The organism is Halobellus inordinatus, assembly GCF_024498335.1.
Lineage (GTDB): Archaea > Halobacteriota > Halobacteria > Halobacteriales > Haloferacaceae > Haloquadratum > Haloquadratum inordinatus.
Genome location: NZ_CP101825.1, coordinates 723,064 through 746,989 on the forward strand (window position 1 = coordinate 723,064; position 23,926 = coordinate 746,989).

The 23,926-nt window shown below is 65.8% G+C and carries 23 protein-coding genes and 1 tRNA gene; 9 read left to right on the forward strand and 15 right to left on the reverse strand.

The features are described from left to right. Positions 1-49: 49 nt before the first annotated feature. From NO362_RS03710 to hemB, 6 genes are all read right to left on the reverse strand, one after another. Positions 50-871: a CPBP family glutamic-type intramembrane protease gene (locus NO362_RS03710; protein ID WP_256288487.1), complete on the reverse strand. Its 822-nt coding sequence runs from the start codon at positions 869-871 to the stop codon at positions 50-52. A gap of 63 nt (positions 872-934) precedes the next feature. Further along, positions 935-1,303: a nitrogen regulatory protein GlnK1 gene (gene glnK1 / locus NO362_RS03715; protein ID WP_256546171.1), complete on the reverse strand. Its 369-nt coding sequence runs from the start codon at positions 1,301-1,303 to the stop codon at positions 935-937. Further along, positions 1,300-2,691, reverse strand: a complete 1,392-nt coding sequence (locus NO362_RS03720) for an ammonium transporter (RefSeq protein WP_439331161.1) — start codon at positions 2,689-2,691, stop codon at positions 1,300-1,302. Before NO362_RS03720 ends, glnK1 (NO362_RS03715) begins: the two co-directional genes overlap by 4 nt. A gap of 446 nt (positions 2,692-3,137) precedes the next feature. Then, on the reverse strand, positions 3,138-3,488 hold the full coding sequence (glnK1, locus tag NO362_RS03725) for a nitrogen regulatory protein GlnK1 (RefSeq protein ID WP_256546172.1): 351 nt from the start codon (positions 3,486-3,488) through the stop codon (positions 3,138-3,140). Further along, positions 3,481-4,854, reverse strand: a complete 1,374-nt coding sequence (locus tag NO362_RS03730; RefSeq protein WP_256288485.1) for an ammonium transporter — start codon at positions 4,852-4,854, stop codon at positions 3,481-3,483. Before NO362_RS03730 ends, glnK1 (NO362_RS03725) begins: the two co-directional genes overlap by 8 nt. Before the next feature lie 339 nt (positions 4,855-5,193). Further along, positions 5,194-6,174 (reverse strand): porphobilinogen synthase, encoded by a 981-nt coding sequence (gene hemB, locus NO362_RS03735; RefSeq protein ID WP_256546173.1) that lies wholly within the window; start codon positions 6,172-6,174, stop codon positions 5,194-5,196. Between the two features lie 145 nt (positions 6,175-6,319). Here hemB and NO362_RS03740 point away from each other — a divergent pair, with 145 nt between their 5' ends. Both NO362_RS03740 and NO362_RS03745 read left to right on the forward strand, forming a co-directional pair. Next, positions 6,320-6,844 carry a DedA family protein gene (locus NO362_RS03740; RefSeq protein WP_121570804.1) on the forward strand — a complete coding sequence of 175 codons (525 nt, stop codon included), beginning with the start codon at positions 6,320-6,322 and terminating at the stop codon, positions 6,842-6,844. 64 nt (positions 6,845-6,908) lie between these two features. Then, positions 6,909-7,643 carry an Sjogren's syndrome/scleroderma autoantigen 1 family protein gene (locus NO362_RS03745; protein ID WP_256546174.1) on the forward strand — a complete coding sequence of 245 codons (735 nt, stop codon included), beginning with the start codon at positions 6,909-6,911 and terminating at the stop codon, positions 7,641-7,643. A gap of 34 nt (positions 7,644-7,677) precedes the next feature. Here the strand turns inward: NO362_RS03745 and NO362_RS03750 are convergent, their stop codons facing one another. Further along, positions 7,678-8,589: a S24/S26 family peptidase gene (locus tag NO362_RS03750; RefSeq protein ID WP_256546175.1), complete on the reverse strand. Its 912-nt coding sequence runs from the start codon at positions 8,587-8,589 to the stop codon at positions 7,678-7,680. Between the two features lie 104 nt (positions 8,590-8,693). On the opposite strand from NO362_RS03750, the gene NO362_RS03755 reads away from it, so the two are divergent. Further along, positions 8,694-10,337, forward strand: a complete 1,644-nt coding sequence (locus NO362_RS03755; protein ID WP_256546176.1) for a DNA-directed DNA polymerase II small subunit — start codon at positions 8,694-8,696, stop codon at positions 10,335-10,337. Positions 10,338-10,354: 17 nt separating this feature from the next. Here NO362_RS03755 and NO362_RS03760 read toward each other — a convergent pair whose 3' ends face one another. After that, positions 10,355-10,795, reverse strand: a complete 441-nt coding sequence (locus NO362_RS03760; RefSeq protein ID WP_256546177.1) for a hypothetical protein — start codon at positions 10,793-10,795, stop codon at positions 10,355-10,357. A 243-nt stretch (positions 10,796-11,038) separates the two neighbouring features. Here NO362_RS03760 and NO362_RS03765 point away from each other — a divergent pair, with 243 nt between their 5' ends. Beyond that, a complete protein-coding gene (locus NO362_RS03765) occupies positions 11,039-12,217 on the forward strand; it encodes an aspartate kinase (RefSeq protein ID WP_256288479.1) in 1,179 nt (392 codons plus the stop codon). Positions 12,218-12,232: 15 nt separating this feature from the next. Here the strand turns inward: NO362_RS03765 and NO362_RS03770 are convergent, their stop codons facing one another. The 4 genes from NO362_RS03770 to NO362_RS03785 form a co-directional block, all read right to left on the reverse strand. Next, entirely contained in the window at positions 12,233-12,892 is a 660-nt protein-coding gene (locus NO362_RS03770; RefSeq protein WP_256288478.1) for a metallophosphoesterase family protein, read from the reverse strand. A gap of 111 nt (positions 12,893-13,003) precedes the next feature. Next, entirely contained in the window at positions 13,004-13,576 is a 573-nt protein-coding gene (locus tag NO362_RS03775) for an IMP cyclohydrolase (RefSeq protein ID WP_256546178.1), read from the reverse strand. Between the two features lie 100 nt (positions 13,577-13,676). Further along, complete coding sequence (locus NO362_RS03780; protein ID WP_256288476.1) at positions 13,677-14,141, reverse strand: hypothetical protein; 465 nt, start codon at positions 14,139-14,141, stop codon at positions 13,677-13,679. A gap of 25 nt (positions 14,142-14,166) precedes the next feature. Continuing rightward, positions 14,167-14,586: a hypothetical protein gene (locus NO362_RS03785; RefSeq protein ID WP_256546179.1), complete on the reverse strand. Its 420-nt coding sequence runs from the start codon at positions 14,584-14,586 to the stop codon at positions 14,167-14,169. A 249-nt stretch (positions 14,587-14,835) separates the two neighbouring features. Here NO362_RS03785 and NO362_RS03790 point away from each other — a divergent pair, with 249 nt between their 5' ends. Continuing rightward, a complete protein-coding gene (locus NO362_RS03790; RefSeq protein ID WP_256546180.1) occupies positions 14,836-15,771 on the forward strand; it encodes a CPBP family intramembrane glutamic endopeptidase in 936 nt (311 codons plus the stop codon). Between the two features lie 72 nt (positions 15,772-15,843). Then, positions 15,844-15,916 (forward strand) — tRNA-Gln (locus NO362_RS03795). 251 nt (positions 15,917-16,167) lie between these two features. Here the strand turns inward: NO362_RS03795 and cgi121 are convergent. Both cgi121 and NO362_RS03805 read right to left on the reverse strand, forming a co-directional pair. Then, entirely contained in the window at positions 16,168-16,662 is a 495-nt protein-coding gene (cgi121, locus tag NO362_RS03800; protein WP_256546181.1) for a KEOPS complex subunit Cgi121, read from the reverse strand. Then, the gene (locus NO362_RS03805) at positions 16,659-19,265 is read right to left on the reverse strand and encodes an ATP-dependent DNA helicase (protein ID WP_256546182.1); all 2,607 of its coding nucleotides are present in this window, start codon (positions 19,263-19,265) and stop codon (positions 16,659-16,661) included. Before NO362_RS03805 ends, cgi121 begins: the two co-directional genes overlap by 4 nt. A 132-nt stretch (positions 19,266-19,397) precedes the next feature. Here NO362_RS03805 and NO362_RS03810 point away from each other — a divergent pair, with 132 nt between their 5' ends. From NO362_RS03810 to NO362_RS03820, 3 genes are all read left to right on the forward strand, one after another. Continuing rightward, positions 19,398-19,640, forward strand: coding sequence for a ferredoxin (locus tag NO362_RS03810; RefSeq protein ID WP_256546184.1), 243 nt, complete (start codon positions 19,398-19,400; stop codon positions 19,638-19,640). A gap of 144 nt (positions 19,641-19,784) precedes the next feature. Next, the gene (locus NO362_RS03815; protein WP_158599384.1) at positions 19,785-19,961 is read left to right on the forward strand and encodes a hypothetical protein; all 177 of its coding nucleotides are present in this window, start codon (positions 19,785-19,787) and stop codon (positions 19,959-19,961) included. 202 nt (positions 19,962-20,163) lie between these two features. Then, the gene (locus NO362_RS03820) at positions 20,164-22,749 is read left to right on the forward strand and encodes a DEAD/DEAH box helicase (RefSeq protein ID WP_256546185.1); all 2,586 of its coding nucleotides are present in this window, start codon (positions 20,164-20,166) and stop codon (positions 22,747-22,749) included. Positions 22,750-22,773: 24 nt separating this feature from the next. Here NO362_RS03820 and NO362_RS03825 read toward each other — a convergent pair whose 3' ends face one another. After that, positions 22,774-23,907 carry an AI-2E family transporter gene (locus NO362_RS03825; protein WP_256546186.1) on the reverse strand — a complete coding sequence of 378 codons (1,134 nt, stop codon included), beginning with the start codon at positions 23,905-23,907 and terminating at the stop codon, positions 22,774-22,776. Positions 23,908-23,926: the final 19 nt, after the last annotated feature.

Sequence of the window (23,926 nt, forward strand, 5' to 3'; positions counted from 1 at the left end):
GGGCAGACGTGAGTGTTCGCAGCAGACTGTGTCTGAAACTGGGGGCCACTCACTCGCCACGGAGCCACCCGAGTGCGTCCGAGTCGTCCCCGTCGGCGGCGGAGGTGGCCCGTTCTGCCGCCTCAGGGTCGCGTCCGTCGGCCGGCCCGCCACCGTCGTCCGGGACCACGAACCGATCTGCGAGCAGGAGGCCGACCGCGTCGTTCAGCGCGTGAATGGCGATCAGCACTGGCAACGATCGAAACCAGAGATACAGCAGCGTCGTGACGAGGGCTGGCTGGGCGATTCGGGCGACGGCGTCCCGGTCCCACGTGTCGCCAGTGTGGCCGAGCGTGAACGCGAGAAAGGCGATCCCGCCGGAGAGCGGGACGTTCCCGGTGAGCGCGAGCAGGCGTTCGAGCGCGTAACCGTGGAAGGCGGTCTCCTCGGTCGCGCCCGCGGTGAGCGCGACGAACAGCCGTTCGGGGACCGACAGCGACGCGAACGTCCCGAGACCGGCCGCGAGGCTCTCGCCGCCGTCGCCGACGCGCGCCCACAGCGGCGAAAAGAGGATGTTCATCCCGAGCATCACCGCGAGACCGACGCCGATCTGGAAGATGAGCCGTTCGACGGAGTCGACCCGCCAGCCGATCGAGGCCAGCGAGTTGCCTTCGAGGGCGACGATCACCAGAAGGAGTCCCGGAATCACCCACTTCCAGACGTGCTCGCGGAGGTCGGTGGCCAGCGGACTCACGTCCGCGGGGGGCGCAGACGGGCCGTCGTCAGCGCGTCCGCCCGACTCGGCAGCGATGGCGCCGCGAAGTCGGTCGAGTAACTCGAAGCCGACGAGCGCGGCGACGAGTCCGAGGGCGGTGACCGGCGTCAGTTCCACACCGGGAGTGCGGTGAGCGCCCGTCTTTGATCTTTCTCTCCGGCACCGATCGGGGACGGGCCGCTATACGGCGTCAGGACCGGACTTACCCGTGCGGATCTGGTGCGCCGACTCGACGGGCAGGACGAACACTTTCCCGTCGCCCTTCTCGCCGGTGTGCGCCGCGTCGGCGATCGCGTCGACGACGTCGTCGGCCGGAATGTCGGCGACGACGCACTCGACTTTCACCTTCTGGTGGAGATCGACCGTGTACTCCTCGCCGCGCCACTGGCCCTTCTTCGCGGGCTGGGAACCGCGACCGGAGACGTTCGTGACCGTCAGTGACGGCGCGCCGACCTCTGCCAGCGCCTGCTTAACGTCCGAGAGTTTGTCCGGGCGGACGTACGCCATCACGAGTTTGATTTCGCTGTCGTTCGTGGTTGCGTCGCTCATAGCGATTCACCTCCGTCGTCGACCGAATCAGTTTGGGTCACGCCGCCGTCCGGGCGGATCACGCCGCCGTCGACGCGCGCGCCCGACTCGTCGGGGCCGCCGAACTCCGGATAGGTGTCGACGCCGTGCTCCGAGGAGTCGAGCCCTTCGAGTTCGTGCTGGCGGGAGACGCGCGCTTGTCCGACCGCGCGGAACGCGCCGAAGACGACTGCCGTGGCGAGGAACGTCCAGCCGGCGATGACCGCGACGCCGACGATCTGCGGGATCGCCAGTCCGACGAAAGACGCGGAGCCGTTCCAGACGCCCGTCGCGAACAGCGGGTACGCGAGCGCGCCGAGTACGCCAGCGGAGCCGTGGACCGGGAAGACCGCACAGACGTCGTCGATCTGTAGGCGCTTCTCGACGAACTCGAAGACGACCGGGAGCTGTGCGCCCGCGAGCAGGCCGACGACGAGTGCGCCGGGCCAGACGATGGCGTCCGCGATCGACGTGATGCCGACGAGTCCGGCGAGGACGCCGTTGGCGACGTAGAGCGTGTCGACTTTGCCGGTCCTATACGTCGCGACCGCCGCGGCACCGATCGCGCCGGCGGCCATTCCGAGCGTCGTCACGAGCGCGACGCGACCGACAGTCTCGAAAGAGCCGAGCGCGACCCCGCCGGACTCGGTCAGCGCGAGCGGCGACGCGGAGGTGCCGACGTTGAAGCCGTACCAGCCGAACGCCAGGATGAGCGTCCCGAGGACGGCGAACGTCATCGAGTGGCCCGGGATGACGTTCACGGAGCCGTCGTCGTTGAAGCGGTTCACCCGCGGGCCGATGATCCACGCGGCGGTCAGCCCGGCGATACCGCCCATCGCGTGGACGATCACGCCACCGGCGAAGTCGTGGAAGCCGAGCGCCGAGAGGAAGCCGCCCGCCCACGTGAAGCCGACGACGACAGGGTAGATGACGGCCGCGAGTATGATCGTGTAGGTGACGTACGCGCGGAGTTTCGCGCGCCCCGCGACGGCGCCGGAGACGATGGTCGCCGCCGTCATCGCGAAGACGGCACCGAAGAGCCAGTCGACCCAGGCCGTGACGTTCCCGGCTGCCGGCGAATACAGATCCATAAACGCGCCAGCGACCGAGTACGAGCCGCCGCCGGTCAGCCCGCCGACGATCGTCGAGATCGCCGCACCCGCGAGGAAGAACACGACGACACCGACGCTCCAGGTCAGGAGATTCTTCGTGAGCTGGTTGGCGACGTTCTTCGAGCGGACCTGTCCCGCTTCGAGCATCGCGAACCCAGCGTGCATGAAGAAGATCAGGAACGTCACCGTCAGGACCCACACGAGGTTGACGCCCTGGACGACAGCCGAAAGATCCGACTGAAGGACGCTGTTCAGCATTCGATACCACTCACGGTTGGTGCAGCCGCGTGACTTGGACGATCGTACATCTGTTGTGCTGATTCGCAAACCTTCGTTCGCGAGTCCCGTCAGATGTTACCGACTTTGGAGGATATAATAATTTCCGTTTATTTATTCAAATAATACCGTATTTAGAGTTCGTTCGTCCACATTACAAGGATATAAGAACAGTATAAGGTCTCGAATCGGGCAGAGAGGAGACAAATGTTGCCTAACTTTGCGACATTCGTCGCCCGGGAACCGCCGCGCGTCCAGTGGGCCGTCTTCGAGCCGCGACCGTGAGCGCGCGTGAAAATCAGGAGCGGTGCGATTGATCCGAGAGCGGGAAGAGAGACGAGAACCGCGTCAGGGCAGGAGAAGAAAGAGTGGGCCAGTCACTCGTTGCGCTCCAACGGAGCGCTACGTTGCGTCGGCGGGGACGGCAGTCACACCGCGTCGGGACCCGTCTTGCCCGTGCGGATCTGGTAGGCCGAATCGACAGGCAGCACGAACACTTTCCCGTCGCCTTTCTCGTCGGTGCTCGCCGCTTCGAGGATCGCGTCGGCGACGTCCTCGGCCGGAATGTCGGCGACGACGCACTCGACTTTCACCTTCTGGTGGAGATCGACCGTGTACTCCTCACCGCGCCACTGTCCCTTCTTCGCGGGCTGAGAGCCGCGACCGGAGACGTTCGTGACCGTCAACGACGGCGCGCCGACCTCTGCCAGCGCCTGCTTTACGTCCGAGAGTTTGTCCGGCCGGATGTACGCCATCACCAGCTTGATCTCGTCACTCATCGTCGCTCACCTCCGTTTCGGAGACGTCCGCACCGCCGTCGGTACGAATGTCGCCGCCGTCCGTGGCGACGGTACTCTCACGACGCTCGTTGGGGACGAACTCGGGGTAGACCGCGACGCCGTGTTCGCCCTCGTCGAGGCCTTCGCTCTCTTCGCGCTCGCTCACGCGGAGGCCGACCAGCGAGTCCAGCGCCACGAGCACGACCGCCGAGGCGGCGATCGTCCAGAGCGCGATGACGCCGACGCCGACGACCTGGAGCACGAACTGATTGAGCGCGAAGCCACCGACCGCAAAGACCGGGATGAGCGCGGTGCCGACCGCGCCGGCGACGCCGTGGACCGCGAAGACGCCGCAGACGTCGTCGACCTTCAGCCGGTCGACGGTGAAGTGGAACGCGGGCAGGACCAAGAAGCCGCCGAGGCCGCCGAGCAGCGCGCCGCCCCACCAGGTGACGTGCGGGACCGCGCCGGTGACGGCCACGAGGCCGGCCAGGAGGCCGTTCGCGGTCCAGAGCGGGTCAGGCTTGCCCTGGTAGCGCGCGGAGGTCAGCATCGCCATTGCACCGCCCGCACCCATTCCGAGGGTCGTCACGAGCGCGACGCGACCGAGCGCGGCGCCCATAAACGTGAGGCTGCCGTCCTCGACCGCGAGGATGGTCGCCTGCGTGCCGACGTTGAAGCCGTACCAGCCGAACGCGAGGATGAACGTTCCGAGGACGGCCAGCAGCATCGAGTGACCCGGGATGGGCTGGCTGTTACCGTTCTCGTCGTAGCGGCCCTTGCGCGCTCCGACGAACTTCGCCGCGACCAGACCGGCGACGCCGCCGCACATGTGGACGACGGTCGCGCCGGCGAAGTCGAGGTAGCCTGCGCCGAGTGCAGCGCCGATGAATCCGCCGCTCGCGAGGAGGCCGCCGCCCCACGTGAAGCCGACGACGACCGGGTAGATCGCCGCCGTCATCAGGATCGTGAAGAGGACGTACGCGTTGAAGTTCATCCGCTCTGCGACCGCACCGGAGACGATGGTCGCCGCCGTCATCGCGAAGACGGCACCGAAGAGCCAGCCGATCCACGCGTTCGGATCGCTGACGTACGCGAACGCGCCGGCGACGCTGCCGCCGGAGGTCAGCGCTCCGACGATGCTCACCACCCCGGCACCGACGACGAAGTAGATGAGCGTGCCGAGGATCCAGTCGGTCATATTCTTCATCAACACGTTCCCGACGTTCTTCGCGCGGACCTGCCCCGCTTCGAGGAGCGCGAAGCCTGGCTGCATGAAGAAGATCAGGAACGTGACCACCAGCACCCAGACGTTGTTGATCCCGGTGGCGACCGTCGCGGGATCGACCTGTAACGGAGTTACCATACTTTCACCACTTTTGACGAACATTCGTCCAACAGTGCGTCAAATTCGGTGCGATTCGTATTGTGTCTCACGAGATATCTTCAAGCAAAGGTAGTATATAAAATTTGGAGTTGAAAACGTCCAAAATACGTGTTCGTATTCAGACGTTCGTATGATTTGGGTAACAATATTATGTGTATAAGGCCCTATTCTGTCCAGAATCGCAGAATTATTTCGAATTCTATTGGACATCCGTTCAGGCAATTCCTGCCAGATTATACTATCTAGGGAGCGCGCGCCGCCTCTGATTTCAGTATGGAAATTGTCTTCGAGGAGAGAGCTGAGGGTCCGACAGCGGGATCAGAGCCGCGCTGCGACGTCCTCGGCGAAGTAGGTGATGATCAGGTCCGCACCGGCGCGTCTCATCGCGAGCAGCGACTCGTAGGCGACTTCTTCGAGGTCGAGCCAGCCTTTCTCGGCGGCGGCGTGCAGCATCGCGTACTCGCCGGAGACGTTGTACGCCGCCACCGGGTGCTCGAACTCCCGTCGGACGTCGCGGACGACGTCGAGATACGCCAACGCGGGCTTGACCATCAACACGTCCGCGCCCTGTTCGACGTCCAGGCGGACTTCCCGCAGCGCCTCGCGACCGTTCGCGGGGTCCATCTGGTAGTGTCGCCGGTCACCGAACGCCGGCGCGCCGTCGGCGGCGTCGCGGAACGGCCCGTAGAAGGCGCTCTCGTACTTCGCCGCGTAGGACATAATCGGGACGTCCTCGTAGCCCGCGGCGTCGAGGCCCTCGCGGATCGCGCCGACCATCCCGTCAGTCATGGAACTCGGCGCGACCATATCCGCGCCCGCCTCGGCGTGGGAGACGGCGGTCTTCGCCAGCAGTTCCAGCGTCGGGTCGTTCTGGACGGTCAGCGTCGGTTCCTCGGCCGCCTCCGGTTCGAGGACGCCACAGTGGCCGTGACTGGTGTACTCACAGAGACAGACGTCGGTGATCACGTAGGCGTCGGTATCGGCGGTGATCCGGCGGACGGCCTCCTGGACGACGCCGTCGTCCGCCCACGCGCGCGTGCCCCGCTCGTCTTTTGACTCGGGGATGCCGAACACCATCACGGCCTCGACGCCCGTCTCGCGCACTTCCTCGACGCGCGCGACCGCTTCGTCGATCGGCACGCGCTCGTGGCCCGGCATCGAGTCGATCGGCACGCGCTCGTCGGTGGTCGCGTCGACGAAGACCGGCGCGACGAGGTCGTGTGCGTCGAGCTGTGTCTCGCTGACGAGCGATCTGATGCCGTCTCGGCGGAGTCGCCGCGGGCGGTCTGTGAGGTCCATACCGGGACTTCGCGACGGCCGGAAAAAATCGCATCGCTCGCGAGGTGCCGACACGGCAAGAGACGACACGCGTGGGATCCTGACGTCGCTGGTCGTGGCGTACGGAGCGAAATATGTTTGTGACGCTCTCTGGAACAGATACATAATGCAGTTGCCGGCGCTTGCCCTCCAACTCGACGCGATGCCCCCGCGCCTGCTGGCGCTCTTAGAGTCCGAGTGGGCTTACGTCGCGCTCTTCGGCGTCTTCGTGCTCGAAGGCGCGATGCTGATGTACTTCATGCCGAGCGAGCTGATCGTCCCCGGTTCGCTGCTGTTGCTCGGCGGGGACGCGCTCCTCCCGGTCCTCGCCGTCGCCGTCCTCGGCGCGACCGTCGGCCAGTACGCGCTGTTCAAAGTCGCCCAGCGTGGCGGCCGCGAGTACCTCCTCGCGAAGTCGTGGTTCCGCATCGAGGAGTCGAAGCTCGACCGCTTCGACGGGTGGTTCGAGCGCTGGGGGCCGATCGTCGTCCCCGTGAGCAACGCGCTCTTGTTCACGCGCGGGATGTTGACCGTCCCGGCCGGGTTCGCGGAGATGGACGACCGGAAGTTCCTGGGCCTGTCGGCGGTCGGGACGCTCGTTTTCGAGGTCGCACTCGCCGGTCTGTATCTCTACGGCGGGACGCTGCTGTAGGCCGGCTTCGCGCCCGTCTCCGGACCCCGGAGGATTTTTCGACGTACGACGCGTTTCAGGACACGTGAGCGACTTCGACGAGGAAGCGGAGCGGAAGCGACTGCGCGAGAAGTACGAAAAAGACGAAGAGCGACGCAAAGAGACCCAGCAGATGAGCGAACTCCTGCTGAAGGGCGCGACGATGACCAACCGGCACTGCGACGAGTGCGGCGCGCCGATATTCCGGTATCAGGGTCAGGAGTTCTGTCCGAGTTGCCAGCGCGTCGCTGGCGGCGAGCAGGCGCAGGCGGGCGGCGCCGGGGCCGACGCCGAAACCGAGCCGGAGGCCCAAGCAGCCGAGTCGCCTGCGGCGTCGGGATCGCCGGAGCCCACCGCAGATGCTACGGACGCAAGTGCCGGAGCGCAGCGGGAGCCCGAATCGATCGAAGTCGACGCGGTTTCGCCCGCGGAGCGGTCGGCAGAAGCCGCGGCTGATCAGATCCCCGACGCCGGAACGACGCCGAGCAGTGCCGCTTCGACACCGAGCACCGAGTCGGCAGCGAACGGACGGCACGAGTCCACCCCGGTGACCGCGACGCCTCGTCCCGAGGCGACGGCAGCCCCCGATAGCGAGGGGCGCACCGAGGGTGTGTCGACAGCGGACGGCGCAGCGGACAGACAGACCGCACGCGAGTCGCTGCTGCGGGCGCTGACGCGACACGCGCAATTAGCCGAGCAGACCGACGATCCGCGACGCGCGAGCGAGCACCTCTCGGCCGCGCGGGAGGCGGCCGCGGCGCTCGACGTCCTCGATCAGTAGCGCCGAGCGGGAACGCCCAGCGGCCGTCCGCGACTTACGCGGCGAACATCCCGGCTAGCTGGAGCCGGACGTACCCCAGATACGGGATTCGGAGCCGGGCCGTCCCGCGAATCCAGGTGGGGCGCACTGGGCCAGCGATGTTGCTGGCTTGATCGTATCGGGAGTTCGCGTCGCCCTTGGTGATGAATCCGGCGTGCGGCGCGGGGCAGTTCTGGAGGGCATCGCAGTCGTCCGCCGTCACGTACGCCGGATTCGCCTCGTCGTACCAGTTCTCTCCTTCCTCGACGTAGAAGTGCGCCCGGTGGATGATGGGCGAGCCGACGCGGTCCGGCGGATCGTAGATCACGACCGAGCCGTTGCCACCGAAGCTTCGATATCCTCGCTCGGTGCCGATGTCGACCGTGACGATGCCAGTGTCGTCGTAGGCGTAGTCGGGCGTGAACCGGTGCGGTTCGGTCACGAACACGAGGTCGCCGCGGTGCATCTCGGGCTCCATACTCCCGCTCTCGACGGCGACCATCGGCGGCCAGACGCCGCTGATCGCAAACAGCAGGAGGCCAACGCCGAGAACGGCCGCAGCGCTATAGATCGTCTCGCGGACGAACATCAAAGGGCCGCTCTGGGCCGTCCGAAAGCGCGTGAGAAAGCTCTGTGAGCCGGCGGCAGCTGATCCCGGTTCGGGGCGCGGCCGACGGTCGCCGTTCGGACCCGATTCGGCGACGCCACCGGAGACGCCACGCTGGTCGTCTTCGCTGTCGGCTGGGGACGACGCTCGCGCCTCGTGCGCCGTCCCGGAGGGAGTGTCGTCAGTACGGGGCGTCGTCGTCCCGCGAGCCTCGTCGCGTCGCTCACCCGCGTCGGCAGCGTCCGTGTCGGCCGACGAATCTACGTCGTCGGGAACGTCAGAACGGCCGGGGTCGTCCGCGCTGCCCTCGTCGTCCGTCATCTACCGGAACGTTCTCCGTCGCCGCGTTTCAAGCTTCTGGGCCGCGCCTCCCGATCGGCGGGCGGGTTCAGTACGCTTTTCTTCCGCTACCTCCTTCGCCCGGTGTGCCTCTGGAGACGCCGGTGCGCATCGTGCGGGAACTCGCCGGACGCGGCTACAACGCCGAACAGGAGGCAGTGACGCTCATCGCGGGCGCGGAGAACCCCGCGCGAGCGCTCGAACGGGTCGTCGAGTCCGTCGACGACGACGCGCTGCGGATCACCGTCGCCGACGTCCGGGCCGCGCTCGGCGGGGCGCGACCCGACGCCGACCCGACAGATGCCGCACCTACCGCCGACGACTCCGGCGTCTCTCCAGACCCCTCTGTTTCTAGTGGAAAATCGGGACAAAATCGTCAAGCGGCAGATGGTCGCCCCGATTCAGAGGTTCCAGACGAAATGGAGGATTCGACCGCGCCGGAGGTGGAGAGCGCGCCTACCTCGACGCGGGCTACAGACGATGCATCTCCCACTGGGGACGCAGCGTCGCGACGCGACCCAGCGCTCCGGTCGCTGGCGGTCAGCGGCGACATAACCGGTCAGAGCACCGGGACGGGGGCGTACGAGGACTTCGTGAAGGTGTTCCGCGACCGCTACGAGAAGCTCTCGAAGCAACTCCGCGGCCGCGTCAATCACCGGCCGGCCGAGGCGATCCAGTCGATGAGCGGCGGCAACGACGCCGCGATGATCGGCCTCGTCAACGACATCCGATCGACGAAAAGCGGCCACTGGCTCGTGGAACTGGAAGACACGACCGGGACGTTCCCCTGTCTCGTGATGAAAGACCGCGAGTTCGCCAGCCTGGTCGACGAACTGCTGCTCGACGAGTGCATCGCCGTCGAGGGGACGCTCTCGGACGACGCGGGGATTATGTTCGTCGACGCGATGTACTTCCCGGACGTGCCGCGGACGTACTCGCCGAACACCGCCGACAGACACGTCCAGGCGGCCCTCATTTCGGACGTCCACGTCGGCAGCCAGGAGTTCGAGGCCGACGCCTGGGGTCGCTTCGCCGACTGGCTCCACACCGAGGCGGCAGAACGGGTGGAGTACCTGCTCATCGCGGGTGATATGGTCGAAGGCGTCGGCGTCTACCCGGACCAGGACGAGGAGCTCGACATCGTCGACATCTACGAGCAGTACGAGCAGTTCTCCGAACACCTCAAAGACGTCCCCGGCGATATGGAGATTCTGATGATCCCGGGGAACCACGACGCCGTTCGCCTCGCGGAGCCCCAACCCGGGTTCGACGAGCGACTCCGGGACATTATGTCGGCCCACGACGCGCGCATCACGGGTAACCCGTCGCTCGTGACCGTCGAAGGCGTGAATATCCAGATGTATCACGGCGTCTCGCTCGACGAGGTCATCGCCGAACTCCCCGAAGAGAAAGCGAGCTACGACGACCCCCACAAGGCGATGTATCAACTCTTGAAGAAGCGGCACGTCGCGCCGCAGTTCGGCGGGAAGACACGGCTCGCCCCCGAGGAGAAGGACTACCTGGTGATGGAGGAGGTCCCGGACGTCTTCCACACCGGCCACGTCCACAAACTCGGGTGGGGGAAGTACCACAACGTCCTCGCGGTCAACTCCGGCTGCTGGCAGGCGCAGACCGACTTCCAGAAGTCCGTCAACATCGACCCCGACGTCGGCTACGCACCCATCCTCGACCTCGACACGCTCGATATGACGGTGCGGAAGTTCTCCTGATAGGGATCTACCAGCGATCAGTCACCCGGCCGGAATCGGTACCGCGTCGTCGAGTCGCCGTCGAAGCGTGGCCCCGGACCGACGGCCTCGAAGCCCGCGGCTTCGGCGGCGGCCTCGGCGTCGTCGTCGGAGTCCGGAACGACGAAGGCGACGTCGAAGCCCTCGTTGACCGCGAAGCGAACCGGCTCCGCGAGCAGTCGTTCGGCCACGTCGGCGTCGCCCGCGAGCTGAGTCACGTGTACCGTGCCGTCTCTGACGTCGAAGGCGACGAATCCGAGCACCGATTCCGCGTTCTCACCGTTTTCGGCGTCGGCGTTCGGCCCCGCGTCGGCTTGGTCGACCGCGAGGCGCACCGTCCGGTCGTGGACGACGTTCCGGAGCGCGTCTGCGGGGAGGTCGACGATGGACCCGAGCGTCTCGGCGTCCGCCTCGACGGCGTCTCGGACGTTTACGGTCATACGTCCGTATTAGAGCGGAGAAACTTAAACGACCGCGGCAGATTCGCGCCGAAGCTGTCAGGATTTCACGATCCATCACGATTCAGTTTCGAGTATCGTCCGTAGCGGCGGTCGCACGCCGATCAGCAGAACTCGGCAACGGTTGAGACGGGAGACAAGGTTTTACACTACCCCCCCGCAATCATCGGCTATGTCAGAGCACCACTCGCAGATCTGTCTCGTATGCCGACAGGAGGATCGACCGTGCGCGTAGTTGCAAAGTTCGGGGGAACTTCTCTCGGAAGCGGCGACCGGATCAACCGCGCCGCCGACTCGATCGCCGCGGCGGTCGAGGAAGGCCACGAGATCGCCGTCGTCGCCTCCGCGATGGGGAATACGACGGACGAACTCCTCGAAGACATCGAGTTCGAGGCCGACGACCGCGACCGCGCGGAGATCGTCTCGATGGGCGAGCGGACGAGCGTCCGGATGCTCAAAGCGGCTCTGGCCGCGCGCGGCGTCAACGCCATCTTCGTCGAACCCGGCGCGGAAGACTGGCCGGTCATCGCGAACGACCTCGGCGAAGTCGACGTCGAGGAGACGCAGCGCCGCGCCGCCAAACTCGCCGAAGAACTGGACAACGTCGTCCCAGTCATCACGGGCTTTCTCGCACAGAACCTCGAAGGTGAGATCACCACGCTCGGACGCGGCGGTTCGGACACGACCGCCGTGATGCTCGGCCGCTATATGGACGCCGACGAGGTCGTCATCGTCACCGACGTCGAAGGCGTGATGACCGGCGACCCACACGTCGTCGAAGGCGCGCGCAACGTCGGCCGGATCACCGTCGACGAACTCCGCAACCTCTCCTTCCGCGGCGCGGAAGTCGTCGCACCCTCGGCGCTGTCGTACAAGAACGACGAGCTCGGGGTTCGCGTCGTCCACTATCAGCACGGTGACCTGTTGACCGGCGGGACGCTGATCGAAGGCGAGTTCGAGAACCTCATCGATATGCAGGAGAACCCGCTGGCGTGTCTCACCGTCGCCGGGCGCTCGATCCGAAACAGCCCCGGGATCCTCGCAGACCTCTCGCAGTCGCTTCGCGAGGCCGAGATCAACATCGACGCCGTCGCGTCCGGGATGGACTCGGTGACGTTCTACATCGGCGAGGACCGCGCCGAAGAAGCCGAGAACCTGCTGCATTCGAAAGTCGTCGACGACCAGACGCTGTCGTCTGTCACCGTCGACGACGACATCGCGGTCATCCGCGTCACCGGCGGCGAACTGCCGAACCGGCCCGGCGTCATCCTCGACATCGTCCAGCCGATCGCAGAAGCGGGGATCAATATCCACGACGTTATCACGTCGGCGACGTCCGTCGCCATCTTCGTCGCGTGGGACGACCGCGAGGAGACGCTCGAGATCGTCCAAGGCGAATTCTGAGCGCGCGGGAGGTCCTCACCGACCCTCGTACAGTCGCTCACCGATCCGTTCGGGGAGATCAGTTTCGCGCACAGCCTCGGCCACGGCATCGACATCGTATGCGATGCGTCGCTCCTCAACTGCGGGATCGTCGAGATCCACCAGCGCGTAGGCCGCCCGAGGGTCGCCGTCGCGCGGCTGGCCGACGCTGCCGGGGTTCATCACGATCCCGTCCGCAAATATTTCGTGGCCTTGGACGTGAGTGTGACCCGTCACGAGCACGTCCTCGCCGTCGAGCATCGCGGGCGAGAACTCCTCGGGGTAGGTGTAGCGGTCGGGATCCTCGGGGTGGCCGTGGACCAGTTTGATCCGGCCGTCGAGGACGGTTCGCTCGTCGGGGAGATCCGATAGCCACTCCAGCGCGTCGTCGTCGAGTTCCTCGCGTGCGTACTCGACGCCGGCCGCCGCCATCGAGTTGAACCGGAAGGACGTCCCCGAGGAGACCGCGCGGTCGTGGTTTCCCATCACCGTCGGTACGTCGCGCTCGCGTATCGCCGCGACGCACTCGGCGGGCCAGGGGTTGTAGCCGACCACGTCGCCCGCGCAGACGAGCGCGTCGACCGGCGGGAGGTCGTCGAGGACGGCATCGAGCGCGACTTTGTTCGCGTGGATGTCGGAGATGACGGCGACCTGCATACGCGAGGATACGTGACCCTGCGGACAAAAAGTTCCGTGCCGGAATGCAGCACCGAAACGGGAGGGGCTGTCCGGCGGTGAGTTTCAGACAGGGAGGAGGTGTCCGAGCGACTACGCGCCGTTGTAGAAGCCGACGTCGACGCCGCCGCCGTCGTAGGTGACGCCCGCCGCGCAGACGGCGTGTTCGTAGTCGAGATCGTAGGCGTCCTTCGCGATGGCGTCGGGGCCGTCGCCGTCGAAGTCGATCGCCGTCGGTTCGTCTTCCTCGTAGGTGGCGACGAGCGTGGGTTCGGAGACCGATTCGACGAGGAGCGCGTCGCGGCGGACGATGCCGACGTAGGACTCCTCGCCGACGACGCCCGCGACGCGCGGTGTGTCGTAATCGTCCTTCTCGTAGTCGAGCGCGAGAAGCGACGACGCGAGGGCGTCGCGCGCCGGATAGCCGAGGTCGAGTTTCTCCGCGATGGGATCGACGTGCGAGCCGTTGCCGACGACGACGCCGTCGCCGCCCTCGCGGACGCAGTTGTAGGAGACGTAGGGGTTGTCGTTCTCGGGTGCGTCCGGCGTCGGGGCGACCGTCAGCGTCCCGTCACGAGCGACGATCTGGCGGTTGGGGAACGAGCGCGAGGACACGCGGTAGGCGCCGAAGTCGGGCGCGACGACGACGAATCGTCCGATGTACATACACGAACGTGGCCAAGAATGAGATAAATAGGTGGTGGATTGTGCACGATAGCGGCATCATCAGCCAGTCGGTTGTCGAAAAGTGAGGAAGTAGCGGATACTATCCAGCGACGATAATCGCCACAGACACGGCAATCAGGAGACTGAAGAGGCCCCAGAGGACTTTGGCTGCAGTTTTACCACCGATCTCGACGCCGATGATCCCGAGTATCCCGAAGAGAATAGCGGTCCACGATTCTAGCCCGCTCTGCTCTTTTCCAGATCCGTTAGATGCCTTATAAAACAGATAGGCAGGGACGAGCAGCCCGACAGGGAAAGTCACTAGGCCGACGATAGCGGCGACGATCCACTGAAGGATGCTGTATTCCGCGAGAAAGTCTGTACTCTGAGTTTCTTCGGGTTCTGTGGAAGTCGGGTCATCCACTGTGTGTCCCGAAGAGGATGGTGGTGCACTTTGTTGCCTCACACCGCACTCTTTGCAGATCTCCGCACTGCGCCGTATTTCTGCACCACACTCATAACAGTGGACTAGATCTTCTTCGTCGGAGACGTTTTGCGTAGACATTTATATTTAAATTGTCAATCAGTGGTTACTGAACGTGGGTGAAGGTGGTCCAGACTTTGCTTTTACTCTCATCATATGGCTGACTGGAACCGCTGTTGAGGTTGCGATAGTGAATCAGCCCCTCGACTAAGAGGATGATAAGATAGACGCCCACGGTACTGAGTGCCATCACAATGTTCAGTAGATGACGAAGGGGTCTCTGATACTTCCAAGAGTCGATGATAGCGAAGAGTATGCCGTAGCTCTGAGTGGCAGCAGCGTTCCCCGGGTTCGCCGTGGGTTGGGCTGCTTGATTATGTGGTACTTGCTGTTGACGCTGTTGGCTCTGTGTCTGCGTCTGTGCCTGTCGAACACCGCATTCCGGACAGATTTCGGCCTTCGTTAGGATAATCTCGCCGCACTCCCGACAGTACTGTTCATCCTCTCCAGGTGTTTCATCTGACATTACCAGTTGGTTCAATAAAACCTTGAATTAAAAATGTAATGAAAACTGTATTATATAGTCACAGTTGGAGGGTGTAGCTATAAATCTACGACAACCGCGGACCCTGCTTATTCGTCAATTCTCTCTGTTCACAGTACATATCATCAGCATCTAATGTGAATGAAATTATACAAAAGTCGACAGCGAGCGACGGGATACACACGCCCTAACACACAATCTATTCGTGTAAGCTACCTATGATGTAAGGTAATGCCCTCCACTCCAGACACGGCTCCAGAGTCGACCAGTGTTCCAGAAGCCGAACGCGAGCCCGACACGGCGGAAATCGACACCGCGCGGCTCGCCAGATTTTTCGGCGTGCTCGTCGGCCTCGCGATCGCCATCGTCGTCGCAGCGCAGGTCGCGAACGTCCGGCTCGTCGCGCTCGCACCGCTGTATATGTTCACTCCCGCTGTCGCCGCCGCGGCGACGCTGTTCACGACCGGCGTCTCAGTCCGGGAAGTCGGCGTCCGCGTGGGTCGACTCCGCTGGCACGTGCTCGCTGCCCTCTCGGTCCTCGCCCTCGTGGGCGTGGCTCTCGCGCTCGCGCTCGCCGTCCCCGGGATCGGATTCAATCCGAACGCGAACCCGGTACCCGGAATCGCACTCCCCGCCGGACCGCTGGGACTGCTCGCGCTCGCAGCCCTGACACTCGGACTGGGTGTGACAGTCAACGCCGTCTTCGCGCTCGGCGAAGAACTGGGCTGGCGAGGCTACCTGCTGTGGGAACTCGCCCCGCTGGGATTCTGGCGCACGAGCGGCGTGATCGGCGTATGCTGGGGCGTCTGGCACGCTCCGGTCATCCTCGACGGCTACAACTACCCGTCGTTTCCGCTCGTCGGCGTCGTCGCGATGACCGCCGCGACGGTGGCGTTCTCGCCGCTCTACACCTACCTCGTCGTCCGGGCCCGTTCGGTTCTCGCCGCCGCGTTCTTCCACGGCGTGTTCAACGCCTCGGCCGGCGCCCTGCTCGCCTACACGACGGCGTCGGATCCGATCCGGAGCGAACTGGTGGCGAGTCCCGTCGGTCTCGCCGGGATCAGTGCGTTCGTGCTCGCGACGGTTGTCGTCGCTCTGCGCGGCGCGCCGGCGTTGACCCGTCAGGCGATGAGCGGCGGCTGGGACGCCGCCGGATCTGAGGACTGACTTCGCAACACTCATATGGAGCCACGGGCAACAAACGGGCACACAGTCGACGGTCGGCGTCGGCGTCGATGCAGTCCCATGGGGTAGTGGCCAATCCTGAAGCCTTCTGGGGGCTTCGACCCAGGTTCGAATCCTGGTGGGACTACTCGAACTTCTCACGGCGTTACGATCCCGAGCGGTGGGTCTGGGAAACGTCCCGATTCAGCCTCCGAATCCGCTATTGCTCACTGCGATAGGGCTCTGCGACGACGAATCGTAGTCGTCGGGAACCTCGATCGTCTCGCGGGAACGAATGCCGAACAGTTCTGAAGGCTACGGAAAACTTTTCCACCCGAAATGGAGGGGTTGCGAACGGTTCACGTCGATCGTGGGTCGCCGCGCCTGCGAGAGCCCGACTTACTTCTCGACGACCAGCAGCGCGACGCGTTCGAGCACCAGGAGTTCGAGGTCGCCGTCGACCACGTCGAGTTCGGCGTCGCTGACGTCGAAATACTCGCACACGCGTCCGGAGTCGTAGTCGCCGAGCGTCGGCGTTTCCGCGTCGAGGACGCGAGAGCGAACAGTCGCTGCCGCGTCGGTTTCGTCGCCGCCGTCGACGAGGACGACGACGCGGTTTTCGCCCGGTGAGACGCCGAGTTCGAGTGCCTCGGTGATCTGGCGGCGACCGGCCGCGTACAGGAGGATCTCGACGGCGCGGTCGCGAGCGACGTTCTCGCCGCGCTCGATGGCACGGTCGGCCAACTCGACGGCGCGTTCGAGGTGCCGCTCGCTCACGACGTACCGCGCGTCGAACGCCTGGATCGTCGCGCCCGTCTCCGCAGAAATCTCACCGATCTCGGCGACGAACGCGTCGACGTCGTCCACCTCGGCCGTTCCTTCGAGGATCTTCATCCGAAATCACCCAGGCTGGCCTGCTCTTCGGGGTCGCCGTCGCCGCTTTCGCTCTGTGGTCGGTTCGTAGGCGCGGACCCCGTGCGATCCGGTGGTTCCCCAGTCGACTCGCTTCCCGAGTCTCCGCTCGCGACGTCCTCCATTGAGGGGTCCTTGCGACCGACGTTCTCTAAGATCCGCTCGGCGGTCTTGCGTCGCCCGCGCAGCGCGCGGAGCACGGTGGATTTGTCGGCTTCGCGGAGGTCCGCGCGGGTCTCGATACCGGCCTCGTAGAGGCGTCGCGCGCGTTTGCGGCCGACGTTGCGGATGCCGGCGAGATCCAGCAGTTCGTCGCGGACGCCGTACTCGACGCGCTTTTTCGCCTCGCGGACGGGCACGACGGGAAGTTCGAGTTCGCCCGCGAGCTGTTCGGCCGCGCCGAGCAGCCACTCGGCAGTTTCGACCTTCCCGCGGATGTCACCCGGGCCGACGCCGTAGCGCTCCGTGATCCGGTCCTCGTCGACTTCGTTCGCCCAGTCTTCCAGCAGCGTCGCCGTCTTCAGCGCCGAGAGCCACTCCTCGAAGCGGACGTCCTCGTACTCCGAGGGGGTGCGGCCGAGCAGTTCCGGTTCGCGTTCGTAACAGACCTCGGTGAACGTCTCGCGGTCGCCGGACTTGAGGTAGAGTTGATACATATCCGGCGTTCGCGAGACGAGGTGAAAGAGCCCGAGCGCGGTCGGATAGGTGGGTTGCTCCGACGACGCCGTAGCGTCCCCGTCGGCGCCCGTCTCGGCCTCGTCGGCGTCGGCGGTGGACGCATCCGCCGCGCCGTCGGAGTCGTCTGACGACGATCCCGACTGCAGCTCGCTGGCCCGCTGGAAGCCGGCGGACTCGGGGTCGGAGCCCGTCTGCGTCCCGTCGGCGGCGTCGCGGGCAGGAGTCGCGTCCGCGGCGTCGCCGGCGAGCGCGCGAACCATCTCCTCACGGTGCTTTTCGCCCCACTCCAGGCCGTCGATGATCTCGGCGGCGGTCATCGGATCGAGGTAGAGTCTGGAGACGGTGTGTCCGACGCTCGTAGCCGTGAGCGATCCGTCCTCGCGCTCGATGAAGTCGTTGCGTTCGAGGTACGCGAGCACGTCGTCGGTGACGGTCTCCAAGCGGCCGGAGTCGTCCGCCTGGGTCGCGTACAGCGTCCGATCCAGAAAGTCGAGGAGTTCCTCTCGCGTGTGCGCGAACCCGGAGGCGACAGTGGCGAGGACGTGCGTCCGGAGCGCCGGTTCGGCGGCCAGTTTCGAGCGAACGGGCTCGGGGTCGGCCCAGATGTACCGCTCGAACAGTTCGTCGCGCGTCTCGGAGTTCTTCGCGAGTAGTACGGCCTCGCCGTAGGGATCGAGACCGGGCCGGCCGGCGCGGCCCATCATCTGGTGGACTTCGAGCACGTCGAGCGGCTTCATCCCGCCGTACTCGCCGTCGTAGCGCCGCCAGTCGCGGACGATCACCCGGCGGCTCGGCGTGTTGACGCCCGCGGCGAGCGTCGGCGTCGCCGACACGCACTTGACGAGTCGGTCGCGGAACGCCTCCTCGACGAGCGAGCGGTGCTCGGGCGCGAGGCCGGCGTGGTGGAACGCCGCGCCCTTCGCGACGCAGTCGGCCAGCGTGTCGCTCGTCTCGGCGTCCGAGACGTCTCTGATCTCGGCAGCCAGTTCGGCGAGTCGGCCGCGCTCGTCGTCAGCGAGGTGGTCGGCGGTGACGTCGCGGAGGCGCTTTGCGGACGCCTCGGCGTTGCGCCGGGAGTTCACGAACACGAGCGAGGAGCCCTGATCGCCGTCGTCGTCGCCGGCGAGCGCGTCTGCGACGAGCGCTGCTGTCGGGCGGCCGCCGGATTCGACCGGGACCTCGCGCTGGCTGCCGTCGTCGAACGTGACCGCGTTTCCGTAGTGGACGCCCATCCGCAGGTCGATGGGTCGCCAGGTGGACTCGACGAGTTCGGCGTCGAGCCACTCGGCGACGACGTCCGCGTTCCCGACCGTCGCCGAGAGCGCGACGACCTGCAGTCCGGGGTTGAGCGTCCGCAACTTCCCGAGCGTGACTTCCAGCGTCGGGCCGCGGTGCGCGTCGTCGACGAGGTGGACCTCGTCCGCGACGACACAGGTCAAGTCGTCGATCCACGCCGCGCCGTTTCGGACGAGCGAGTCGACCTTCTCGGAGGTCGCGACGACGATATCCCGGGACGCGAGCCACTCGCCGTCGGACTCGTAGTTGCCCGTCGAGACGCCGACGTCGAACCCGTACTCCTCCCAGCGCTCGAACTCGGCCTTCTTTTCGGAGGCGAGCGCTCGGAGCGGAACGATATACAGCGCCTTGCCGCCGGACGAACCGCTGGGCGGTGCTTCCGAGCCATCCGAGCGTGACCCGGAGACGCCGCGCGCGACGCTGGACAGCATCGCGAGTTCGGCGACGAGCGTCTTCCCCGAGGCGGTCGGGACCGAGGCGACGAGGCTGTCGCCGCGGGTGACGCCCGCCTCGACGGCCGCGCGCTGCGGAGGGTAGAGTTCCTCGATTCCCTCCTCGCGCAGGTGGGCCGCGACCTCCTCGGGCAGTTCGGGCACCTCCTCCGGTTGCATTGGGCCAGGCTACGCCGTCCTCCCGTTTAAACCGTCGGAGACGCGGCGTGCGTGGCGGGTAGTCATCGTAGGGTCCCGTCGCGACCGCACCAACGTCGCCAACGATATGTTGCCGGTCACCGAACGGCGGGTATGAAGATCCGCTACGATCGTGAGACCTGCATCGGGATGTTCCAGTGTGTCGACGAGTGGGACGCCTTCGAGAAGAATCTCGACGCGGGGAAGGCCGACCTCGACGGAGCGACCGAGGTCGAAGAGGACATTTTCGAGCTAGAGGTTCCCGACGGCGCCGAACTCGACGCGGAGTTCGCCGCGCGGGCGTGTCCCGTAGACGCGATCGAACTGTACGACGACGACGGCGAACAGGTCGTCTAACGCCGCGCTCGTCAATTCGGCAGGTCCCGTCGACGGCCGTGTCGCCGTCGCAGAGACGGATATTTTCGGGACGGCTGTCATCCGCAGAGAGCCAGCACAATCATTATATACGTCGGTAGAGAGTTTTACGACCGAGGCAAAAGTATGAGCCACCGAAGTCACGGTCAGAACCTCTCGGAGTGGGCAGAGCTGATCGGCGCGTCGCTGCCGGACTCCGTCGAGGACCTCGAAGACGCGAGCGCAGGCTCGGAGGCCTACGGCGTGGAGGCACTGGATGCGCTCGGGTCGGAGTTCGGCGCGGATCCCGAACGGAACGGATAAAACTGTCGGCGCGACTGCGTGAGGGAGATCGGAACCCGGGCTGTCGACGACGATCACGGAGTCACGCTTGGCAGTCAGGAACGCTCGCGGTCGGACGCAGTTCCCGTTTCGCCTGCGTCCCCGTCAGGGGACCGTACGCGCCTCGTTTCACTTTCACCGTCGTCGGCGAACCCTTAACAGCGACGACGCCCAATCGAGCGTGATGGCGGCCACCGACGACCCCGCGTACGTGGACCATCCCCTCCTGAGTCCTGACTTCATCGAGCGGCGGCTCTATCAGATGCGCCTCGCGAGCGCCGCACGCGAGTCGCACACGCTCGTCTGTCTTCCGACCGGGTTAGGAAAGACGACCGTGAGCCTGCTCGTGACGGCCGATCGGCTCGACGACATCGGCGGTAAGGCGCTGTTTCTCGCGCCGACGAAGCCGCTGGTCCAGCAGCACGCGGAGTTTTATCGCGAGGCGCTAGAGATTCCCGACGAGGAGATCGTCGTCTTCACCGGAGAGATCCGACCGGAAGACAGAGCCGAGCGCTGGGAGGACGCGCGGATCGTCGTCGCGACCCCGCAGGTCGTCGAGAACGACTTGGTCGGGAGTCGCATCTCCTTGTCGACCGTCACCCACCTCACGTTCGACGAGTGTCACCGCGCGAGCGGCGACTACGCGTACGTCTACATCGCCGAGCGGTACCACGAGGACGCAGAGAACCCGCTCGTGACGGGGATGAGCGCCTCCCCGGGCGGCGACAAGGAGGCGATCCTGGAGGTGTGTCAGAATCTCGGGCTCAGCGAGGTCGAGGTGATGACCGAAGACGACGCCGACGTCGACGAGTACACCCACGACACGTCCGTCGAGTGGGAGCGAATCGAACTCCCCGAGGAGATCCTGCAGATTCGGGACGCGCTGAACGAGGTGATCAAAGACCGACTTCAGAAACTGAAGTCGCTGGGCGTGACGAACACCACCCAGCCCGACGTCTCCCAGAAGCAACTGAACCGGATGCGCGGGAAACTGCAGGAGTTGATGAACGCCGACAAATCGGAGGGCTACAAGGGGATGTCGACGCACGCGGAGGTGATGAAGCTCCGGCGGGCGGTCGAACTCGTCGAGACCCAGTCGGTCGAATCCGTTCGCAGATACTTCGAACGCCAGCGCAACGCCGCGCGCTCTTCAGGGGCGTCGAAGGCGAGCCAGCGGCTCGTCGCCGAGCCCAAAGTGCGCGAGGCGATGCGGCTCGCGGAGTCGTTCGACGGCACGCACCCGAAGTTCTCGCGGGCACGGATCCTGCTGGCGCAGACGCTCGGCATCGAGGAGGGCGAGCGCGTCATCGTCTTCACCGAGTCGCGCGACACCGCCGAAGCGCTGACGGAGTTCCTCTCGGCGTCGTTCGACGTGCGCCGGTTCGTCGGCCAGGGCGACAAGGAGAGTTCCGAGGGAATGACCCAGAAAGAGCAACAGGAGACGCTCGACGCGTTCCGGAACGGTGAGTTCGAGGTCCTCGTTTCGACCTCCGTCGCCGAGGAGGGACTGGACGTCCCCGAGGTGGATCTGGTGCTCTTCTTCGAGCCGGTGCCGACGGCGATCCGGTCCATCCAGCGGAAGGGGCGGACCGGACGGCAGGCCGAGGGCCGCGTCGTCGTGCTCCTCGCCGAGGACACGCGCGACGAGGCCTACTTCTGGATCTCGCGGCGCCGCGAGAAGGAGATGGAATCGGAGCTCCGCGAACTGAAGAGCTTCGCCGGCGACATCGAGTCCGAACTCACCGCACCGCAACAAGACCTCGAAGCCTACGACAGCGAGGGGGACGATGGGAGCACAGATGAGGTGACCGACGCGGAACGCTCCGGCGACACCCAGGCAGACGACACCCAGGCAGACGACACGGGAAGCGGTGGGCAGTCGACGGGCGACACTGGAGCGGGCACCGGGTCGGTCGCGCAGTCGAACGGACAGGCCGGTCTCACCGACTTCGGGCCGACGGACGAAGAGATCGAACGGGCGCAGGACGACGAGTCCGGAGACGAGAGCAGCGAGGCGGCCGACGACGTCGACGAGGAGAGCAGCGGGACGGATAGCGACGCCGAAGACGGTGACGCGGCGGCCGATTCGGGCGTCGTCGCGACCGCCGACGGCGACGACGAGGAGACCGAAATCGTCGTCGACCAGCGGGAACTCGACGCCGCGATCGCGAAGGACCTCTCGAAGCGCGATGGCGTCCGCACGCGACTGGAGACGCTGGCCGTCGGCGACTACGTGCTCTCGGACCGGGTCGCCGTCGAGCGCAAGTCCGTCGCGGACTTCCTCGACACGCTCTTGGGCGGCGACCGCTCGCTGTTCGAGCAGATCGGCGACCTCGCCCGCGCGTACGCCCGCCCGGTGTTGATCATCGAAGGCGAAGGTCTCTACGAGGAGCGGAACGTCCACCCCGGCGCGATCCGGGGTGCGCTCGCCTCGCTGGCAGTCGACTTCGACGTGAGCGTGCTCCAGACGCGCGACGAGGACGACACCGGCGAACTGCTGCTCACGATCGCCGAGCGCGAGCAGACCGAGCGCGATCGAACGGTGAGCGTCCACGGCGAGAAGAGCGCGAAGACGCTGGCCGAGCAGCAGGAGTACGTCGTCTCCTCGATCGCGGACATCGGCCCTGTGACCGCGCAGTCGCTGTTGAAAGAGTTCGGAACGGTCGAGGCGGTGATGACGGCCCGCAAGGACGACCTCACCGAGGTTAGCGGGATCGGCGAGGTGACCGCCGAACGCATCCGGGAAGTCATCGGAAGCGACTACGAGTAGTCGCGAGCGGCAGTGATTCGGCTCCTATTCGTCGTCTGATTCCTGTTGATCCACATCGGAGGAGGTCTCTGCGTCGTCGTGGTCGGTGGTCGACGCCGCGTGGTCGCGGTTAGCAGTCGACTCCGAATCGGCGTGGTTGGCTGTCGACTCCGGAGTGTCGTGGTCGGCGTCGCCGACCGAGTTCAGTTCCGTCGAGAGCAGCGCCGCCGACTCGACGAACAGGCCGACGGCGAGGGGGCCGGCGACGACACCGATCGGACCGATGGTGAGCACGCCGCCGAAGAACCCGACGAAGTAGAGACTCCCCGGAATGTCGGCCGTCTCGCGGGCGAGTCGCGGGCGGACGAGGACGTCGGGGAGCCACGCGATCACGAACCCGCCGACGAAGAAGACGAGCGCCGCCTGGAGGAGTTCTCCGAGCGCGGCGTGGTACGCCGCGAGTCCCGCGAGAAGCACGCTCGGGCCGATTATGGGAACGAACTGGAGGACCGCAGCGACTGTCGACAGCGTCACGACCGACTCGTAGCCGAGCGCGAAGAACACCGGGAGCGCGAGGGCGAACGTCGCGATTGCGGTCGCCGCCTGCAACACGTAGATAGCGAACAGCGTCTCGCGAGCGCGGCGGTTCAGCGACCGCGCGGCGTCGCGGTAGTCGGCCGGAACGAGCGCGAGCGCCGCGCGCTGGGCGTCTTCGCCGTAAAAGAGCAGCGAGTAGATCAGGAACACGAACAGGGTTACTTTCACCAGGAGGACCGGCGCGGCCGTGGCTGCGCGCCGCGCCGCGCGCTCGACGAGTCCGACGACGAGCGTCGCGACCGATTCCAGCGTGACCACGTACTCGAATCCGAGCAGCGAGACGTCGATTTGGGCCGGAAGGAGGCCGATCAGGTCCACGAACGAGTCGAACCGAAGGTACGCGACGACCGCGAGCGGGACGAACACGAGAAGCGTCATCACGAACGCACCGGCGGTCGCACCGCCGCTCGCGACGCGCCGTGACTGGCCGCGGGCGACGAGTTCGCGGCGGACCGGCCAGAGCAGATACGCGACGGTGACCGCGAAAAAGACAGTGCTCAGCACCGACGCGAGGAGGACGGCCGCGACCGCGCCCGCGAGGACGAAGAGCGCACCGAGCGTGTACCGTCGCTGTCGTGACACGCCTGCGTCTCACGGCGAA

What these genes read in the sequence shown, in the direction of transcription:
- NO362_RS03790 (WP_256546180.1), top strand. Translation starts at nt 14,836, where the DNA reads ATGCCCTCCACTCCAGACACGGCTCCAGAGTCGACCAGTGTTCCAGAA.
- NO362_RS03805 (WP_256546182.1), bottom strand. Translation starts at nt 19,265, where the DNA reads ATGCAACCGGAGGAGGTGCCCGAACTGCCCGAGGAGGTCGCGGCCCAC.
- NO362_RS03780 (WP_256288476.1), bottom strand. Translation starts at nt 14,141, where the DNA reads ATGTCTACGCAAAACGTCTCCGACGAAGAAGATCTAGTCCACTGTTAT.
- NO362_RS03820 (WP_256546185.1), top strand. Translation starts at nt 20,164, where the DNA reads ATGGCGGCCACCGACGACCCCGCGTACGTGGACCATCCCCTCCTGAGT.
- NO362_RS03815 (WP_158599384.1), top strand. Translation starts at nt 19,785, where the DNA reads ATGAGCCACCGAAGTCACGGTCAGAACCTCTCGGAGTGGGCAGAGCTG.
- glnK1 (WP_256546172.1), bottom strand. Translation starts at nt 3,488, where the DNA reads ATGAGTGACGAGATCAAGCTGGTGATGGCGTACATCCGGCCGGACAAA.
- NO362_RS03720 (WP_439331161.1), bottom strand. Translation starts at nt 2,691, where the DNA reads ATGCTGAACAGCGTCCTTCAGTCGGATCTTTCGGCTGTCGTCCAGGGC.
- NO362_RS03750 (WP_256546175.1), bottom strand. Translation starts at nt 8,589, where the DNA reads ATGACGGACGACGAGGGCAGCGCGGACGACCCCGGCCGTTCTGACGTT.
- NO362_RS03740 (WP_121570804.1), top strand. Translation starts at nt 6,320, where the DNA reads ATGCAGTTGCCGGCGCTTGCCCTCCAACTCGACGCGATGCCCCCGCGC.
- hemB (WP_256546173.1), bottom strand. Translation starts at nt 6,174, where the DNA reads ATGGACCTCACAGACCGCCCGCGGCGACTCCGCCGAGACGGCATCAGA.
- NO362_RS03785 (WP_256546179.1), bottom strand. Translation starts at nt 14,586, where the DNA reads ATGTCAGATGAAACACCTGGAGAGGATGAACAGTACTGTCGGGAGTGC.
- NO362_RS03775 (WP_256546178.1), bottom strand. Translation starts at nt 13,576, where the DNA reads ATGTACATCGGACGATTCGTCGTCGTCGCGCCCGACTTCGGCGCCTAC.
- NO362_RS03730 (WP_256288485.1), bottom strand. Translation starts at nt 4,854, where the DNA reads ATGGTAACTCCGTTACAGGTCGATCCCGCGACGGTCGCCACCGGGATC.
- NO362_RS03770 (WP_256288478.1), bottom strand. Translation starts at nt 12,892, where the DNA reads ATGCAGGTCGCCGTCATCTCCGACATCCACGCGAACAAAGTCGCGCTC.
- glnK1 (WP_256546171.1), bottom strand. Translation starts at nt 1,303, where the DNA reads ATGAGCGACGCAACCACGAACGACAGCGAAATCAAACTCGTGATGGCG.
- cgi121 (WP_256546181.1), bottom strand. Translation starts at nt 16,662, where the DNA reads ATGAAGATCCTCGAAGGAACGGCCGAGGTGGACGACGTCGACGCGTTC.
- NO362_RS03760 (WP_256546177.1), bottom strand. Translation starts at nt 10,795, where the DNA reads ATGACCGTAAACGTCCGAGACGCCGTCGAGGCGGACGCCGAGACGCTC.
- NO362_RS03810 (WP_256546184.1), top strand. Translation starts at nt 19,398, where the DNA reads ATGAAGATCCGCTACGATCGTGAGACCTGCATCGGGATGTTCCAGTGT.